This window comes from Seohaeicola zhoushanensis (assembly GCF_014656415.1).
Taxonomy (GTDB): domain Bacteria; phylum Pseudomonadota; class Alphaproteobacteria; order Rhodobacterales; family Rhodobacteraceae; genus Seohaeicola_A; species Seohaeicola_A zhoushanensis.
Genome location: NZ_BNCJ01000012.1, coordinates 26,704 through 42,810 on the forward strand (window position 1 = coordinate 26,704; position 16,107 = coordinate 42,810).

Below are 16,107 nucleotides of genomic sequence, written 5' to 3' on the forward strand. Positions count from 1 at the left end.
GTTGTGCGCAAATCGAGGGTACATGGCCTGGCGTGCGCAGGGAAAAGTGGGGCAGTGCCGATATTGCCCTCTCCGGTCCGGCGATACGGCGGAATTGACCGCCGTATCGCCAAATTCCAGGATCACATCTCCTTGGCGATCTTCCTGAGCTCGAATTTCTGGATCTTGCCGGTCGAGGTCTTGGGCAGTTCCTGGAAGACCACCGCCTTGGGCGTCTTGAAACCGGCGAGATGTTCGCGGCAATAGGCGATCAGACCGGCGGTGTCTCCGGCGGCGCCGACCTTCAGTTCGATGAAGGCGCAGGGCACCTCGCCCCATTTCTCGTCCGGTTTCGCCACCACGGCGGCGAGGTTGACGTCCGGGTGGCCCATCAGCACGCCCTCGACCTCGACCGAGGAGATGTTCTCGCCGCCCGAGATGATGATGTCCTTGGCGCGGTCGGCGATCTGGACATAGCTGTCGGGGTGCTGAACGGCGATGTCGCCGGTGTGGAAGTAGCCGCCCTTGAAGGCCTCGGCGGTGGCCTCGGGGTTCTTGAGATAGCCCTTCATCACCCCGTTGCCGCGCATCACGATCTCCCCCTGGGTGGTGCCGTCCATCGGGATCTGCGTCATCGTCTCGTCGACCACGGTGATGTGTTCGAAGATGGGCATGGCGACGCCCTGGCGGGCCTTGATCGCCGCGCGCTCGGCGCCGCGCAGGCCCTCCCACTGCTCGCCCCAGGTGCATTCGGTGGCGGGGCCGTAGGTCTCGGTCAGGCCGTAGACCTGGGTGACGTTGAAGCCCATCGGCTCGATCTTGGCGAGCGTGGCGGGGGCGGGCGGTGCGCCGGCGGTGAAGACCTCGACGGTCTGGTCGAAGGCGCGGCGCTGTTCGGGCGGGGCGTTCACCAGCATGTTCAGCACGATGGGCGCGCCGCCGAAATGGGTCACGCCCTCGTCGGCGATGGCGTCGAAGATCGCCGGGGCGGTGATGTCGCGGCAGCAAACAAGCCGGCCGCCGATCATCGGCATCATCCAAGTGTGGCACCAGCCGTTGCAGTGGAACAGCGGCACGATGGTCAGATAGCGCGGCCGCAGCACCATGCGCCAGCTCAGGATCTGGCCCATGGCGTTCAGGTAGGCGCCGCGGTGGTGATAGACCACGCCCTTGGGCCGCCCGGTGGTGCCCGAGGTATAGTTGAGCGCGATGCTCTCCCATTCGTCCTCGGGCATGATCCAGTCGAAATCGGGGTCCGCGGCGGCCAGCATCTCCTCGTAGGTCGGATGGCGCCCGGTGGCTGGGTGGCCGCCGTGGTCGTCGGGCACCTCGATCAGCAGGGGCCTGTCGCCCTCCATCTGCGCGATGGCGGCCTCGGCGAGGGGGATGAACTGGCTGTCGGCCAGCACCACCTTTGCGCCGCCATGGGCGAAGATATAGGCGACCGTGTCGGTTTCGAGCCGCGTGTTGATGGTGTTCAGCACCGCGCCGCAGGCGGGCACGCCGAAATGCGCCTCGGCCTGGGCCGGCAGGTTGGGGATCAGGGTGGCCACCACGTCGCCCGGTTTCACCCCGCGCGCGGCCAGCGCCGAGGCGAGCCGGGTGCAGCGGTCGGCATATTCCGCGTAGGTCTTGCGATGCGCGCCATAGACCACGGCGAGTTCATCGGCATAGACCACCGCCGCCCGGCGCAGACCCGAAAGCGGCGTCAGAGGCACGTAGTTCGCGGCGCAGCGGTCCAGCCCCGTCTCGTCTGCCATCCAACCCATTGCATCCCTCCCCGAATTTGCAGATGTCGCTATGTGACCAGATATTGCGCCGCGCCCGGTGCAAAGAAAAGCCCATGAATACAGAAGCCAAGTCCCATACCCTGCAGGCGGCCGCGCTGATGGTCGCCGCGATGCTGACCATCGGGATCATCGACAATTACGTGATCCACCTGGCCGAGGAGATCGGCCTCTGGCAGTTCCATTTCATCCGCGGCCTGATGACGGTGCCGCTGGTGGTGCTGCTCTCGCTGATCGGCTTCGGCACCCTGCGGCCGGTGCGGCTGGGCCGGGTGGTGCTGCGCAGCCTGCTCTCGGCGGTGGCGATGATCTGCTATTTCGGCGCGCTGGGGCTGCTGCCGATCTCGCAGGTGCTGGCGGGGCTCTACACCTCGCCCATCTTCATCGTGGTGATAACGGCGCTGTTCCTGAAGGTGCGGATCGGGCCCTGGCGGGTGCTGGCGGTGGCGGTGGGGTTCACCGGCACGCTCTTCGTGCTGCAACCCGACCCGGCGAACTTCGACCTGCGCATCCTGATGCCGGTGCTGGCCGGGCTGTTCTACGCGCTGGCGGCGATTGCCACCCGCAGCCTCTGCGCCGGCGAGAGCACGGTGGTGCTGCTGGGCGGGGCGATGCTGGCGCTTGGGCTGGTCGGCGCGGGCGGGCTGATCTGGCTTGCGCTCTTCCCGGTCGAGGCGCCGCCGGGCCCCGAGGGCTTCCTGCTGCGCGGCTGGGTCTGGCCGATGTGGCATGCGGCGCCCTGGGTGGTGCTGCAGGCGGTGGGGTCGGTGATCGCGGTCTTCATGATCACGCGGGCCTACCAACTGGGCGAGCCCTCGCTGGTGGGGGTCTTCGAGTATTCGGTGATGATCTTCGGCCCGCTCTATGCGCTGGTGGTGTTCGGCCAGGGTGTCGGGCCGTGGCAGGGGGTGGGGATCGGGCTGATCGTGCTGGCCGGCGGGATCATCGCGGTGCGGAACAGGTAGGGCGGGGGGTGCGCCGTGAAGGCACACCCTACGGGTCGCGATGGTCGGGAAAGCCGGGCGAGCGCCGGCCCGCCGGGACGGTCGCCATTGGAGCGCCAATGGTCCGAGCGACAATGGCGACGCGCTCGCCCGGCGGCGCGCTGGGCGCGCCTTTGCTCCGGGCGGGAGAGTTGTTCGGGCGTTGGATGCCAAGGATTCCCGCCCCCCGCCAAATGCGCTAGCCTGCCCGCCATGATCCTCTCCCCCGGACGCGGCTACGTCTTCGTGCATATCCCCAAGACCGGCGGCACCGCGCTCAGCCTGGCGCTCGAGGGCCGCGCGATGAAGGACGACATCCTGATCGGCGACACCCCCAAGGCGCAGCGGCGCAAAGGGCGGCTAGAAGGCGTGCGGGCGCGGGGGCGGCTGTGGAAGCACTCGACGCTGGCCGATATCGAGGGGCTGGTGGAAGACCGGGTGCTCGACGGGCTCTTCGCCTTCACGCTGGTGCGCAATCCCTGGGACCGGATGGTGAGCTATTATCACTGGCTGCGGGAGCAGAGCTTCGACCACCCGGCCGTGGCGCTGGCGCAACGGCTGAATTTCGACGCCTTCACCCGCCACCCCGAGACCTGTGCGTCCTTCCGCGCCACCCCCGCCGCCGCCTACATGCGCCGCAGCGACGGGCGCGAGCAATGCGCGGCCTATGTGCGGCTGGAATATTTCGCCGAGGATATCGCGCCGGTGGCGGCGCACCTGGGCTTTCCGGTCGCGATGGAGCGCGTCAACGCATCAAGGCGCGATCCCGATTACCGGGGCTACTTCAGCGATCAAGCGGCCGAAGCGGTGGCCGAGGCCTGCGCCGAGGATATCGCGCGCTTTGGCTATCGCTTCTGAGGCCTATTCCATCGCCAGGATCATGTTGCGCACCACGGGGTAGATCTCCTTCTCCCACCGCTTGCCGTTGAACACGCCGTAATGGCCGACATTGGCCTGCAGGTGATGCCGCTTGAGGTGCGGCCGAAGCGAGCGGCAGAGGTCATGCGCGGCGGCGGTCTGGCCCAGCGAGCAGATGTCGTCGCGCCCGCCCTCGACCGTAAGCAGCGCGGTGCGCTGGATCGCGCCGCAGTCTATGGGCTTGCCCTGATACGAAAAGGTGCCATTGGCCAGCTGCGCCTGCTGGAAGATCTGGTCGATGGTCTCGACGTAGAATTCCGCCGGCAGGTCCAGAACGGCGAAATACTCGTCGTAGAACTCCTTGATCTTGCGGGCTTCCTCGGTATCGCCCGCGGCCAGCAGGTCATACATCTTCCGGTGCTGGTCGCGGTGGCGCTTCATGTTCATCGACATGAAGGCGAAGAGCTGGACGAAACCGGGATAGACCTTGCGTCCCGCCCCGGCATAGCGCGCGGGCACCTCGGCGATGACCTGGTTCTTGAACCATTCGAGCGGCTTCTCGTTGGCAAGGTCGTTCACCGTCGTCGGGCTCTCGCGCACGTCGATCGGGCCGGCCATCAAAGTCATGCTGCGGGGGGTGCAGGGGTTCTTCTCTTCCGACATCACCGCCACGGCGGCCAGCGCCTGCACGCAGGGCTGGCAGACGGCAAGCAGGTTGTTGTCGGGGCCGAGGGTCTCGAGGAAACGGATCAGGTAGGCGATGTAATCCTCGACCCCGAAGGTACCGGCCGAGAGCGGCACGTCGCGGGCGTTCTTCCAGTCGGTGATGTAGACGTCGTGATCGGCCAGCATCGTGCGCACCGTGCCGGCGAGCAGGGTGGCGAAATGGCCCGACATCGGCGCGACGATCAGCACTTTGGGTTGGGGTGCGTCCATGTCCTTGGCGAAGCGCAGCAGCGTGCCGAAGGGCAGGTCGAGCACCACCTCCTCGGTCACGGTGCAGGTCTGGTTGCCACTCTGCACGCTGTCGATCCCCCAGGCGGGGCGCGTGTGGGTCAGTTGGTAGCGCGAGATCATCTCCATCAGCGCGTCGAGCGGCCGGGTCAGTCCGTTGAAGGCCTGCATGAAGGGATAGCCGGTAAAGCGCGTGCGCCTCGCCAGCGCCCGGACCGGCGCAAGCATGTCGTCGTGCATCTGGTACATCTGGTAGAGCATTCCGGCGTCCCCGTTCCTGAAACCGTTTTCCAGAAAGTTAGTGCACGACATTCTGCGCTGCGACAGAATTATCTGCAGTGCAGCATTTGCAGGAGATAGGTCATGGCGCGCGCGACACTTACCATTTCATCCAAGAATTACTCGTCGTGGTCGCTGCGGGGCTGGCTGCTCTGCCGCATGGCCGGGCTCGATTTCACCGAGCAGCCGGTCGACCTGGACGACCCCGAGAACCGCCAGGAACTGCTGCTCTTGGCCCCCTCGGTACGGGTGCCGCGGCTGAACCACCAGGGGGTACAGGTCTGGGATACGCTGGCCATCGCCGAGTATCTGCACGAGATCTCGCCCAAGGCGAAGATGCTGCCGGCGGGGATCAAGGCGCGGGCGCATTGCCGGGCGGTCTCGGGCGAAATCCACTCGGGGTTCTATAACCTGCGGTCAGCTTTGCCCATGAATATCAAGGCGAAACACGAGTCCTTCAAGATCTTCTCGGGCGCGCGCCCGGACGTGGCGCGCGTCAAGGAGATCTGGTCCGAATGCCTGACGACCTACGGCGGGCCCTTCCTCTTCGGCAAGCCGACCATCGCCGATGCGATGTATGCGCCGGTCTGCACCCGCTTCCGCACCTATGCGGTGGAACTGGAGCCGCAGCTGCAGGCGTACTGCGACACCATCTTCGCCTGGGCGCCGATGGCCGAGTGGTGCGCGGCAGCGGTGGCCGAGCCGGATGAGGTGCTGGAACTGGAGGTGGAGTTCTGAGACGTGTGGTTGCGGGGGCGCGGGTGAGTCTCGGGGCAGGGCGGAGCGGCCGGTGAATAGGTCCGGTTTCGCATATGCAGTGTGCTTGAGAGTTCAGCGCGGCGCCTGATTTTTGGGCGGTGCGTGGGCGCCAGGGCGCGCGTTCTTCTGCCGTTTGATTCGAAAACCGCCCCCGAAGCCATCTCCGGGGGCGGCTGATTTCAGGCTCAGGCCGCCTGCGCCTGCGCGCCGAAGCGGCCGTAGAAGGTCTGGCCCTTCTCGGCCATCTCGCGCAGCAGGTCCGGGCATTTGAAGCGTGGGCCGTAGGCCGCTTCCAGCTGGTCGCAGCGTTCGGCGGCGTATTCGGCGCCGATGATGTCGAGCCAGCTGAACGGGCCGCCCGACCAGGGCGCGAAGCCCCAGGCGAGGATGGCGCCGACGTCGCCTTCGCGGATGTCTTCCAGCACGCCTTCCTCCAGCGCGCGGACGGCTTCCAGCACCTGCGCGAACATCAGGCGCTGCTGCACCTCGATCAGGCCGGGCTGTTCCTCGGCCAGCGGATACTTGTCCTGCATCCCCTTCCAGTAGCCCTGCCGCTTGCCCGCCTCGTCGTAGTCGAAGAAGCCGGCCTTGGCCTTGCGGCCCAGGCGGCCCTTCTCCTCCATCCAGAAGATCATCTCGTCGGCCGGGCTGTCGGGATAGGCATTGCCCATCGCCGCCTTGGTCGCCCGCGCGATCTTGGCGCCAAGGTCGATGCTGGTCTCGTCGGTCAGCTGGATCGGCCCCACCGGGAAGCCCAGCTGCTGCGCGGCATGGTCGATCAGCGCGGGCGCGACGCCCTCGGTGATCATCCGCGCGCCTTCGTTGACGTAGGGAATGATGCAGCGGTTGCAGTAGAAGAACCGCGCGTCGTTCACCACGATCGGGGTCTTGCGGATCTGGCGGACGTAGTCGAGCGCCTTGGCGACGGCCACCGGGCCGGTTTCCTTGCCCTTGATGATCTCGACCAGCAGCATCTTCTCGACCGGCGAGAAGAAGTGGATGCCGATGAAGTCCTTTTGCCGCGGGAAGGCCTTGGCCAGGTCGGAGATCGGCAGGGTCGAGGTATTCGAGGCGAAGATGCAGGTCTCGGGGATGACGGCGGCCACCCTCGCGGTGATCTCGGCCTTGACCTTCGGGTCCTCGAAGACCGCCTCGATGATGAGGTCGCAGCCCTTCAGCGCGTCGAGATCCGGGGTGGCGGTGATGAGGTTCAGCATCGCCTCCTTCTTCTCGGGGGTGACCTTCTTCCGTGCGATTCCCTTGTCGAGATAGGCCTCGGTATAGGCCTTGCCCTTGTCGGCGGCGGCCTGGTCACGGTCGATCAGCACGACCTCCATGCCCGCCTGCGCCGAGACCAGCGCGATGCCCGCGCCCATCATGCCCGCACCCAGCACGCCGAGCTTCTTGACCCGCTGGTCCGGCACGTCCTTGGGCCGCACCGCGCCTTTCTCCAGCGCCTCCTTGTTCAGGAAGAGCGAGCGGATCATCGCCCCTGACGAGGGGTTCATCAGCACGTTGGTGAACCAGCGCGCCTCGATCTTGAGGGCGGTATCGAAGGGCACCAGCGCGCCCTCGTAGACCGCCGAGAGCAGCGCCTTGGGCGCGGGGAAGGCGCCCTGGGTCTTGCCGTTCACCATGGCGTTGGCGCCCACGAAGGTCATGAAGCCCGCCGGGTGATAGGGCGCGCCGCCCGGCATCTTGTAGCCCTTGTCGTCCCAGGGCTTGATCCGGTCGGCGGGCTTGGCGTTCAGCACCCATTCCCTGGCGGCGGCCAGCGGGTCGGCAACCACCTCGTCAACCAGACCGGCGGCCTTGGCCTTCTTCGGCTCGACCATCTGCCCTTCGAGCAGGAAGGGCGAGGCGCCCATCGCCCCCAGCTTGCGGGTCAGGCGGGTGGTGCCGCCGGCGCCGGGGAAAATGCCAACCATGATCTCGGGCAGGCCGATGCGGGCCTTGGGATTGTCGGCCACGAAGATGCGGTGGGTGGCCAGCGGCAGTTCCAGACCGATGCCGGCGGCGGTGCCGGGCAGGGCGGCGGCGACGGGCTTGCCGCCCTTCTTGGTCTTGAGGTCCATGCCCGCCAGCTCGATCTTCCGCAGCAGGCGGTGCATCGCCATGGTGCCCTCGAACAGGCCCCTGGCCGGGTCGTCGCCGGCCTGCTCCTTGAGGGTGGCCAGCAGGTTCAGGTCCATGCCGCCGGCAAAGCTGTCGGGCTTGCCCGAGGTGATGACGATGCCCTTGACGGCCTCGTCGGCGAGGGCCGTGTCAAAGCAGGCTTCCAGCTCGGCCAGCCCGTCGAGGGACATCACGTTCATCGACTTGCCGGGAACGTCCCAGGTGATGACGGCGACGCCGTCGTCGCCCGTGGTCATGGTGAAATCGGTCATATCTGTCTCTCCCGTGATGGGGTGCCCGGCCGCGCTCAGAGCGGCGAGCCATCCTTGCGTGTATAGGTGAAACCGTCCGGGCCGGCGGTGACCATAAGGTCTTCCTCCGAGTAGTGGCCGCGTTCGGTTGGCGTATGGGTGCCGACGACGAAGAAGCTGGCGTCGCGGTCCGAGCGGTTGATCAGGCAATGGCCGTTGGCGACGCCCCTGGGGAAGGCGGCGCAATCGCCGGGGCCCATGGGCGTCTCGCCCTCGTCCATCGCCAGCATCAGCTCGCCCGAGAGCACGATGACGAATTCGTCCTGTTCCTCGTGCCAGTGGCGCAGGGTCGAGGCGGTGCCGGGCCGCAACGTGACGACATTGGCGCCGAACTGGGTGATGCCGCCCGCCTTGCCCACCGGCAGCACGTGCCGGGTGGCGAAGCGCGCCGCGTAGGGTTCGGGGTAACCCGAGCCGACGCGCGGCGCGATGGAGGCGAGGTCGAGCTTCATCACACCCGCTCGATGATCGTCGCCGCGCCCATGCCCGAGGCGATGCAGAGCGTGGCAAGGCCGGTGCCCTTGCCGGTGCGCTCCAGCTCGTCGAGCAGGGTGCCGATGATGATTGCGCCGGTCGCGCCCAGCGGGTGGCCCATGGCGATCGAGCCGCCGTTGACGTTCACCCGGCTGTCGTCGACGTCGAAGGCCTGCATGAAGCGCAGCACCACCGAGGCGAATGCCTCGTTCACCTCGAAGAGGTCGATGTCCGAGATCGACATGCCGCTGTCCTTGAGGATCTTCTCGGTGACGGGCACCGGGCCGGTCAGCATGATCGTCGGATCGGTGCCGATCTTGGCGGTGGCGCGGATGCGGGCGCGCGGCTTGAGGCCCCATTTCTCGCCGAATTCCTTGTTGCCGATCAGCACGGCGGCGGCGCCGTCGACGATGCCGCTGGAGTTGCCGGCATGGTGGATGTGGTTGATCTTCTCGAGATGGGGATATTTCAGCATCGCCACCTTGTCGAAGCCCGGCATCACCTCGCCCATCTGCTGGAAGCTGGCGCCAAGCGCGCCCAGCGTCTGCATGTCGGTCTCGGGGCGCATATATTCGTCGCGGTCAAGGATGGTGAGGCCGTTCTGGTCCTTCACGGTGATGACCGACTTGGCGAAGCGGCCCTCGTCCCAGGCCATCTTGGCGCGCTTCTGGCTCTGCACCGCCAGCGCGTCGGCCTGGTCGCGGGTAAAGCCGTATTCGGTGGCGATGATGTCGGCGCTGATGCCCTGGGGCACGAAGTAGCGGTCCATCGCCAGCGTCGGGTCCACCGCGATGGCGGCGCCATCGCTGCCCATGGCGACGCGGCCCATCATTTCGACCCCGCCGGCGATATAGGCATCGCCTGCGCCACCCTTCACCTGGTTGGCGGCGAGGTTCACGGCTTCCATGCCCGAGGCGCAGAAGCGGTTGATGGCGAGGCCGGGAATCCGTTCGTCCAGGTCGGAGGCCAGCACCGCCGAGCGGGCCAGGCAGCCGCCCTGCTCCATCACCTGGGTGACATTGCCCCAGATCACGTCCTCGACCGCGTGGCCGTCAAGGTTGTTGCGCTCCTTCACGGCGTTCAGCGTCAGCGCCGAAAGGCGCAGGCTGGTCACCTCGTGCAGGCTGCCGTCGGCGCGGCCCTTGCCGCGCGGGGTGCGCAGGGCATCGTAGATATAGGCTTCGGTCATGGTCGATCCTTTCTTCAGAGCCCGCGGTCCGAGGGACGTCCGGGCATCAGGTCATAGGGATGTTTCCAGCCCGGCTGCGCCGCGATGCGGGTCAGCCAGGCGTCGATATGGGGCCAGTCGGCACGGTCGAACCCGAAGGGCTCGGGGTAATAGAGATAGCCGCAGCAGGAGAGATCGGCATTGGTGATGCCATCGCCGACGATCCAGTCGCGGCCCTCCAGATGCGCGTTCAGCACCGCATAGGCGGCCTTGAGGCGGCCCTTGGAGAACTCGATCACGTCCGCATTGCGGTGCTTCTCGGGCAGGAAGTTCATCAGGAAGCGGGTCATCCCGGCCTGGGAGGAGAACTTGTGGTTGTCCCAGAGCACCCAGCGAAGCACCTCGTATGTCTCGGCCTGGCTTGCACCGCCGAACCTGCCGGTCTTGTCGGTGATGTATTGCTGGATCACGCCGGACTGCGAGAGCGTGATGTCGCCGTCCACCAGCACCGGCGCCTCGCCCATCGGGTTGATGGCGCGGTATTCCGGGCTGCGGGCGGCGCCGTTGAAGAAGTCGACGAAGACCGGCTCCCAGTCGAGCCCCGCCAGCTGCAGCGCCAGTGCCGCCTTGTAACAATTGCCGCTTTCACCGAAGCAGTGGAGTTGGATCGTCATCTTCTGCCCCTCCCCGGGCGCTGGTCTCTGACGTTGCAGCGGGGGTTTCACACCCCCGCACCCCCGTGGAGGTATTTTTGAAGAGAAGAAGCCGGGGGATTGCCCTTCTCCGGTAACCTTAAATTAACCGTGCCGCGCTTTGATAGGAGTCGCGGTACAGGCTGGAGAGCCGATGACCGCAAGAGGAGAAGTCGCCCCGCCGCCCCGTTCGAGTGGTGGAGAGCCGGATCGGGCCGGGTTGGCGGGGCGCACGACGTTGCATCTTCTCTTCTTCCCAAATACCTCCCGCCGGAGGCGATCCTGTCGGTGACGGCGGCGCGCCCTTTGGCAAAGGCGCCCGAGTTCAGATGGCCGGTTCAGATGGCCCTCGCGATCAGCTCCTTCATGATCTCGTTGGTCCCGCCGTAGATCCGCTGCACCCGCGCATCCGCCCACATCGCGCCTACCTCGTATTCGGTCATGAAGCCGTAGCCGCCGAACAGCTGGACGCATTCGTCGAGCACCCATCCCTGCTCCTCGGTCGACCAGAGCTTGATCATCGCCGCCTTGTCGACGCTCAGCCGGCCTTCGAGGTGCTCGGCCATGCATTCGTTGAGGAAGGCGCGCGAGACGGCGGTGCGGGTCTTGCATTCGGCGAGCTTGAAGCGGGTGTTCTGGAACTGGGTCAGCGGACCGCCGAAGGCCTCGCGTTCCTTGCAGTAGCGGATGGTGCGTTCCAGCGCGCCCTCCATCGCCCCCTGCGCGGTGCAGGCGATGGTGAGCCGTTCCTGCGGCAGCTGCTGCATCATCTGCACGAAGCCCTGGCCCTCGACCCCGCCGAGCAGGTTCTCGGGCGGGATCTCGACGTTGTCGAAGAAGAGCTCGGAGGTATCGGCCGTTTTCATGCCCACCTTGTCGAGCTTGCGGCCGCGCTGGAAGCCGGCGGCGCCCTCGGTTTCGAGCACCACCAGCGAGACGCCCTTGGCGCCGAGCGAGGGGTCGGTCTTGGCCGCCACCACGATCAGGTTGGCGTGCTGGCCGTTGGAGATGAAGGTCTTCTGGCCCGAGAGGCGGTAGGAGTTGCCCTCCTTCACCGCCCTGGTGCGGATCCCCTGCACGTCCGAGCCGGTCGAGGGTTCGGTCATCGCCAGGGCGGCGACCAGCTCGCCCGTTACAAGGCGCGGCAGCCAGCGCTGCTTCTGCTCCTCCGAGCCATAGGCCAGGATGTAATGCGACACGATCGGCCCGTGGATGGCGGCGCCCCAGCTGGCGAGGTTGGCGCGCGCCGCCTCGATCAGGATGGCCGCCTCATGGCCGAAGTCGCCACCCGCGCCGCCGTATTCCTCGGGGATCGAGGGGCAGAGCAGGCCCAGCTCGCCGGCCTGCCGCCAGGCCGAGCGGTCCATCTCGCCCTGTTCGCGCCATCGTTCGTATTGCGGCACCCATTCGCGGGTGATGAAATCGGCCGTCAGGTCGGCGATCATGCGGTGCTCTTCGGTCATCCAGGTGGACGTGGCGGCGAAGGCGTCTTTCATTCTGGTCCCCTCCCCAGGGTCTTTCAGCGTTTGCGTGCGTCGAGTTCGCCGTTGAACAGGCGCAGGCGGGTGGCGAGATTGTCGTGGTCGACCACCGAATTGAAGTTCTCGAAGAGGAAGGACAGCGCCTCGCCCTCGTCCAGCCCCGCCTCGGCCGAGAAGGATTTCAGCCGGCGGTAGCCGTCCTCGGTCATGGCGACCGGGAAGCGGCGGGTGAGGCGAAAGCGTTTGGGCATGTCGGTTCCTCTTGTCTGGCGCAGGGCGGAGAGTCCCCCGCCGCTGCGCGCCACCGTAGGGCGGGGTTCACCCCGCCGCCACGTCAAAAGTTCGCGGCCTCCAGCGCCATCACCGTGTCGGCGCCCGACATGATCCGTGCCAGGTGCATCCCCGTCGCCGGCAGCTGGCGCGCCATGTAGTAGCGCCCGGTGGCCAGCTTGGTCTGGTAGAACTCGGGGTCGGAGGTGCCCGCCGCCAGGGCCTCCATCGCCGCCTTGCCCATGCGCGCCCACATCAGGCCGAGGCAGACATGGCCGAAGAGATGCATGAAGTCATAGGAACCGGCGAGCGCGTGGTTGGGGTTCTTCATGCCGTTCTGCATGAAATACATCCCCGCCGCCTGCAGGTCCTTGCTCGCCTTCTTCAGCGGTTCGAGGAAGTCGCGGTCGAAGGCCTCGTCCTGGCCGGCGTTCTCCTTGGCGAAATTCTTGACCAGGTCGAAGAAGGCCATGACGTGCTTGCCGCCATCCGCCGCCAGCTTGCGCCCGACCAGGTCGAGCGCCTGCACCCCGTTCGCGCCCTCGTAGATCTGGGCGATGCGGGCGTCGCGGGTGAACTGCGACATGCCGGTCTCTTCGATATAGCCGTGGCCGCCGAAGACCTGCTGCGCCTGCACGGTGCTGTCATAGCCCTTGTCGGTCAGGAAGCCCTTGATCACCGGGGTCAGCAGCGAGACCAGGCCGTCGGCGGCCTTGTCCTCGTTGCGGTGCGCCCGGTCGATCAGCGAGGCGCCCCAGAGCAGGAAGCCGCGCGCGCCCTCGATGAAGCTTTTCTGGTCCATCAGGTTGCGGCGGATGTCGGGGTGCACGATCAGCGGGTCGGCCGGCCCGTCGGGGTTCTTGGCGCCGGTCACGTCGCGGCCCTGCAGGCGCTCCTTGGCATAGTCGAGCGCGTTCTGATAAGCGACGTCGGCCTGGCACAGGCCCTGCATCCCCACGCCGAGGCGGGCCTCGTTCATCATGGTGAACATGGCGCGCATGCCCTTGTGCTCCTCGCCGAGCAGCCAGCCGGTGGCGCCGTCGTAGTTCATCACGCAGGTCGAGTTGCCGTGGATGCCCATCTTCTCCTCGATCTTGCCGCAGGCCAGCGCGTTGCGCGCGCCCAGGCTGCCGTCCTCGTTCACCAGGAACTTCGGCACGATGAAGAGCGAGACGCCCTTGATGCCCTCGGGGCCGCCGACGATCTTGGCGAGCACGAGGTGGATGATGTTGTCGGCCATGTCATGTTCGCCGGCCGAGATGAAGATCTTCTGCCCGGTGATCTTGTAGCTGCCGTCGGCCTGCGGTTCGGCCCTGGTGCGCATCAGCCCGAGGTCGGTGCCGCAATGGGGTTCGGTCAGGTTCATGGTGCCGGTCCAGTCGCAGGCGACCATCTTCGGCAGGTAGGTGGCCTTCTGCTGGTCCGAGCCATGCGCCAGGATCGCCGAGGCGGCGCCGTGGGTCAGGCCCTGGTACATGGTGAAGGCATGGTTGGCGGCCGAGAAATACTCGCCCACCGCGGTGCCCATCACATAGGGCATGTTCTGGCCGCCGAATTCCTCGGGCATGTCGAGCCCGGTCCAGCCGCCTTCCTTGACCTGGTCGAAGGCAGCCTTGAAGCCGGTCGGCGTGCGCACGACGCCGTTTTCAAGGTGGCAGCCCTCGGTATCGCCCACCGCGTTCAGCGGGTGCAGCACCTCGGCGCTGATCTTGCCCGCCTCTTCCAGGATCGCCCCGGTGAAATCGGGGTCAAGCTCGGCATAGCCCGGCACGTCCTGCCCGCTCACCTTCAGCACGTCATGCAGCAGGAACTGGGTGTCTTTGGTCGGGGCGGTGTAGCGGGTCATCCGGGGTCTCCTCCGTCTCGGGCATTCTGGACTTGTCTTGCGGGTCCGGCTGGGCCGGGGCCGCCGAGCGTTACTCGGCGGCGTTCTTCTGGTCGGCTGCGGCGATCATCTGCCGGCCCCATTCGAGCTGTTCCTTCAGCTCGTCGATGGCGGCGGTCAGCTCGTCGCGCTGGCGCTCCATTTCGCCCAGGCGCTGCTGGGCCACCTCGTAGGTGCGCTGCAGCTGGGTGTGCTGCTGGTCGCCCATCTGGTAGAGGTCGAGCAGCTGGCGGATCTCCTCAAGGCTGAAGCCGAAGCGCTTGCCGCGCAGGATCAGCTTGAGCCGGGCGCGGTCGCGCTTGGTGAAGAGCCGCTTCTGACCCTGGCGGATCGGGGAGAGCAGTTCCTTGGCTTCGTAGAAGCGGAGCGTGCGCGCGGTCACGTCGAACGCTTCGCACATCTCGCTGATGGTCATGGTTGTTTCGGTCATTTTCATCGCTCTGGTCACAGGGATCTGGGCCCAGATGTTGAGGTTCCAGGTTGGAATACAACATCGGTTTACGTTTACGTAAGCGGGACGTCACGTCAGTTTCAAGTTGACGTAAGAGTATTTCGTCCGGCTGCCGCCGCCGGCAACATTGCTACCCTGAATCCGGCCATTTTCCGCCTGTCTCGGGCGGAAAATGGCGGTTATCGGGGCTTTTTCCCGGAGATTCGCTAGTCGAGGCTGGCGGCGGTCTCACCGCGCAGGGCGGTGAGTTCGGCCATGGCCTCGTCGATCTGGGCGCGCTGGTCGGCGAGTTCCTTGAGCTGGCGATCGGCCATGTCGAGGAAGGCGCGCATCTGGGCCTGGGTGCCTTCCTTGTCGTAGATCAGCAGCCACTGGCGGATGTCCTCGAGCTGGAAGCCGAAGCGGCGGCCGCGCAGAATCAGCTTCATCCGCGCCTGTTCGCGCGGGCCGTAGAACCGCGAGCGGCCCTCGCGGTGGGGGCGCAGCAGTTCGATGTATTCGTAATATCGCAGGGTGCGCGGCGTCACATCGAACCGCGCGCACATATCCTTGAACGAGAGGCGTGCTTCCGACATTGCCACCTTCTTGAGTTACCCCTCCCACTTGCAGGCGCAACCTAGGTCGACGCTACGGCAAGTGCAACTGCCGGTCTTGCGCTTTTGTCCCCGGTCTGGTCTTGGTGATTGAAACCAGGGGGCCAATCCAGGGGGCCAGTGGGCGCATATGGCAGACAAGGTGAAGATCGCGCGGCAGTTCATCGAGGCGATTCCGCACGCCCGCGAGCTGGGAATGCAGCTGACCGAACTGGCCGACGGGCGCGCCGAGATCACCATGCCCTATGACGCCCGCCTCGTCGGCGATCCCAAGACCGGCGTGCTGCATGGCGGCGCGATCTCGACCCTGATGGACACCTGCTGCGGCGCGGCGGTGATGAGCCATCCCTCGGCGCCGGGCGGCACGGCGACCATCGACCTGCGCATCGACTACATGCGCGCGGCAACGCCGGGGCAGAAGATCACCGCGCGGGCACACTGCTATCACATCACCCATGCCTTCGCCTTCGTGCGCGCCGAGGCGCTGGACGAGGACTCCGCCCATCCGGTGGCGGTGGCGACCGGGTCCTTCACGGTGGAGCGGGGCTGATGGCAAAGCAGCTTCATGAACCGGTGCAGGTGGTCAAGCAACGGCGCGACGCGGCGCTGAAGGCGCTGGTCGAGGGGGTGCCCTACGTCCGCTTCCTCGGCATCGAGTTCGACCGCCGCGGCGACGAGCTGACGGCGGTGCTGCGCTTCGACGAGAAGCTGATCGGCAACCCGCTGCGCCAGGTGCTGCACGGCGGGGTGACGGCAGCTTTCCTCGAAGTCGCGGCGATCATGACGCTGAGCTGGAGCTATCTCTGGCCCGGCATCGAGAACGGCGAGATCGACGTCGAGCGCATGGCGGCGGGCGAGTTGCCGCGGCTGCCGCGCACCATCGGCTTCACCATCGACTACCTGCGCGCCGGCCTGCCGCGCGACGCCTATGCGCGCGCGGTGATCAGCCGCTCGGGGCGGCGCTATGCCTCGGTGCGGGTCGAGGCCTGGCAGGACAACCGCGACCGGCCTTTCGCGCAGGGCTCGGGGCATTTCCTGATGCCGCCCGAGGAGGCCGCCAAGGGCTGA

The 16,107-nt window shown here is 66.6% G+C and carries 16 protein-coding genes; 5 read left to right on the top strand and 11 right to left on the bottom strand.

The annotated features are described in order from the left end of the window. Positions 1 to 122: 122 nt before the first annotated feature. Positions 123 to 1,748, bottom strand: coding sequence for an AMP-binding protein (locus tag IE266_RS17705; RefSeq protein WP_189681448.1), 1,626 nt, complete (start codon positions 1,746 to 1,748; stop codon positions 123 to 125). A gap of 74 nt (positions 1,749 to 1,822) precedes the next feature. Between IE266_RS17705 and IE266_RS17710 the strand changes: the two genes are divergently transcribed. Together IE266_RS17710 and IE266_RS17715 are read left to right on the top strand one after the other, a co-directional pair. After that, positions 1,823 to 2,731, top strand: coding sequence for a DMT family transporter (locus IE266_RS17710; protein WP_189681449.1), 909 nt, complete (start codon positions 1,823 to 1,825; stop codon positions 2,729 to 2,731). Positions 2,732 to 2,962: 231 nt separating this feature from the next. Then, the gene (locus IE266_RS17715; protein ID WP_189681450.1) at positions 2,963 to 3,607 is read left to right on the top strand and encodes a sulfotransferase family 2 domain-containing protein; all 645 of its coding nucleotides are present in this window, start codon (positions 2,963 to 2,965) and stop codon (positions 3,605 to 3,607) included. Between the two features lie 3 nt (positions 3,608 to 3,610). On the opposite strand, the gene IE266_RS17720 is transcribed toward IE266_RS17715, so the two are convergent. Then, entirely contained in the window at positions 3,611 to 4,822 is a 1,212-nt protein-coding gene (locus IE266_RS17720; RefSeq protein WP_189681451.1) for a polyhydroxyalkanoate depolymerase, read from the bottom strand. 102 nt (positions 4,823 to 4,924) lie between these two features. Between IE266_RS17720 and IE266_RS17725 the strand changes: the two genes are divergently transcribed. Next, on the top strand, positions 4,925 to 5,578 hold the full coding sequence (locus tag IE266_RS17725; RefSeq protein ID WP_189681452.1) for a glutathione S-transferase family protein: 654 nt from the start codon (positions 4,925 to 4,927) through the stop codon (positions 5,576 to 5,578). Between the two features lie 206 nt (positions 5,579 to 5,784). On the opposite strand, the gene IE266_RS17730 is transcribed toward IE266_RS17725, so the two are convergent. The 9 genes from IE266_RS17730 to IE266_RS17770 all read right to left on the bottom strand — a co-directional run bounded on the left by IE266_RS17730 (position 5,785) and on the right by IE266_RS17770 (position 15,021). Then, entirely contained in the window at positions 5,785 to 7,986 is a 2,202-nt protein-coding gene (locus IE266_RS17730) for a 3-hydroxyacyl-CoA dehydrogenase NAD-binding domain-containing protein (RefSeq protein ID WP_189681453.1), read from the bottom strand. Between the two features lie 35 nt (positions 7,987 to 8,021). Further along, positions 8,022 to 8,477: a cupin domain-containing protein gene (locus IE266_RS17735; RefSeq protein ID WP_308434607.1), complete on the bottom strand. Its 456-nt coding sequence runs from the start codon at positions 8,475 to 8,477 to the stop codon at positions 8,022 to 8,024. After that, positions 8,477 to 9,688: an acetyl-CoA C-acetyltransferase gene (locus IE266_RS17740; protein ID WP_189681455.1), complete on the bottom strand. Its 1,212-nt coding sequence runs from the start codon at positions 9,686 to 9,688 to the stop codon at positions 8,477 to 8,479. The genes IE266_RS17735 and IE266_RS17740 overlap by 1 nt, the downstream gene beginning before the upstream one ends. Before the next feature lie 14 nt (positions 9,689 to 9,702). Next, positions 9,703 to 10,341 carry a glutathione S-transferase family protein gene (locus tag IE266_RS17745; RefSeq protein WP_189681456.1) on the bottom strand — a complete coding sequence of 213 codons (639 nt, stop codon included), beginning with the start codon at positions 10,339 to 10,341 and terminating at the stop codon, positions 9,703 to 9,705. Positions 10,342 to 10,697: 356 nt separating this feature from the next. Further along, positions 10,698 to 11,855, bottom strand: a complete 1,158-nt coding sequence (locus IE266_RS17750; protein WP_229864249.1) for an acyl-CoA dehydrogenase family protein — start codon at positions 11,853 to 11,855, stop codon at positions 10,698 to 10,700. Between the two features lie 23 nt (positions 11,856 to 11,878). Further along, positions 11,879 to 12,091, bottom strand: a complete 213-nt coding sequence (locus IE266_RS17755; protein WP_189681457.1) for a hypothetical protein — start codon at positions 12,089 to 12,091, stop codon at positions 11,879 to 11,881. 83 nt (positions 12,092 to 12,174) lie between these two features. Beyond that, on the bottom strand, positions 12,175 to 13,956 hold the full coding sequence (locus IE266_RS17760; RefSeq protein WP_189681458.1) for an acyl-CoA dehydrogenase C-terminal domain-containing protein: 1,782 nt from the start codon (positions 13,954 to 13,956) through the stop codon (positions 12,175 to 12,177). Positions 13,957 to 14,026: 70 nt separating this feature from the next. Next, on the bottom strand, positions 14,027 to 14,425 hold the full coding sequence (locus IE266_RS17765) for a MerR family transcriptional regulator (RefSeq protein ID WP_189681459.1): 399 nt from the start codon (positions 14,423 to 14,425) through the stop codon (positions 14,027 to 14,029). A 227-nt stretch (positions 14,426 to 14,652) separates the two neighbouring features. Further along, a complete protein-coding gene (locus IE266_RS17770; RefSeq protein ID WP_189681460.1) occupies positions 14,653 to 15,021 on the bottom strand; it encodes a MerR family transcriptional regulator in 369 nt (122 codons plus the stop codon). Positions 15,022 to 15,169: 148 nt separating this feature from the next. On the opposite strand from IE266_RS17770, the gene IE266_RS17775 reads away from it, so the two are divergent. Both IE266_RS17775 and IE266_RS17780 read left to right on the top strand, forming a co-directional pair. After that, positions 15,170 to 15,589 carry a PaaI family thioesterase gene (locus tag IE266_RS17775; RefSeq protein ID WP_189681461.1) on the top strand — a complete coding sequence of 140 codons (420 nt, stop codon included), beginning with the start codon at positions 15,170 to 15,172 and terminating at the stop codon, positions 15,587 to 15,589. Further along, positions 15,589 to 16,107 carry a PaaI family thioesterase gene (locus tag IE266_RS17780; protein ID WP_189681462.1) on the top strand — a complete coding sequence of 173 codons (519 nt, stop codon included), beginning with the start codon at positions 15,589 to 15,591 and terminating at the stop codon, positions 16,105 to 16,107. Before IE266_RS17775 ends, IE266_RS17780 begins: the two co-directional genes overlap by 1 nt.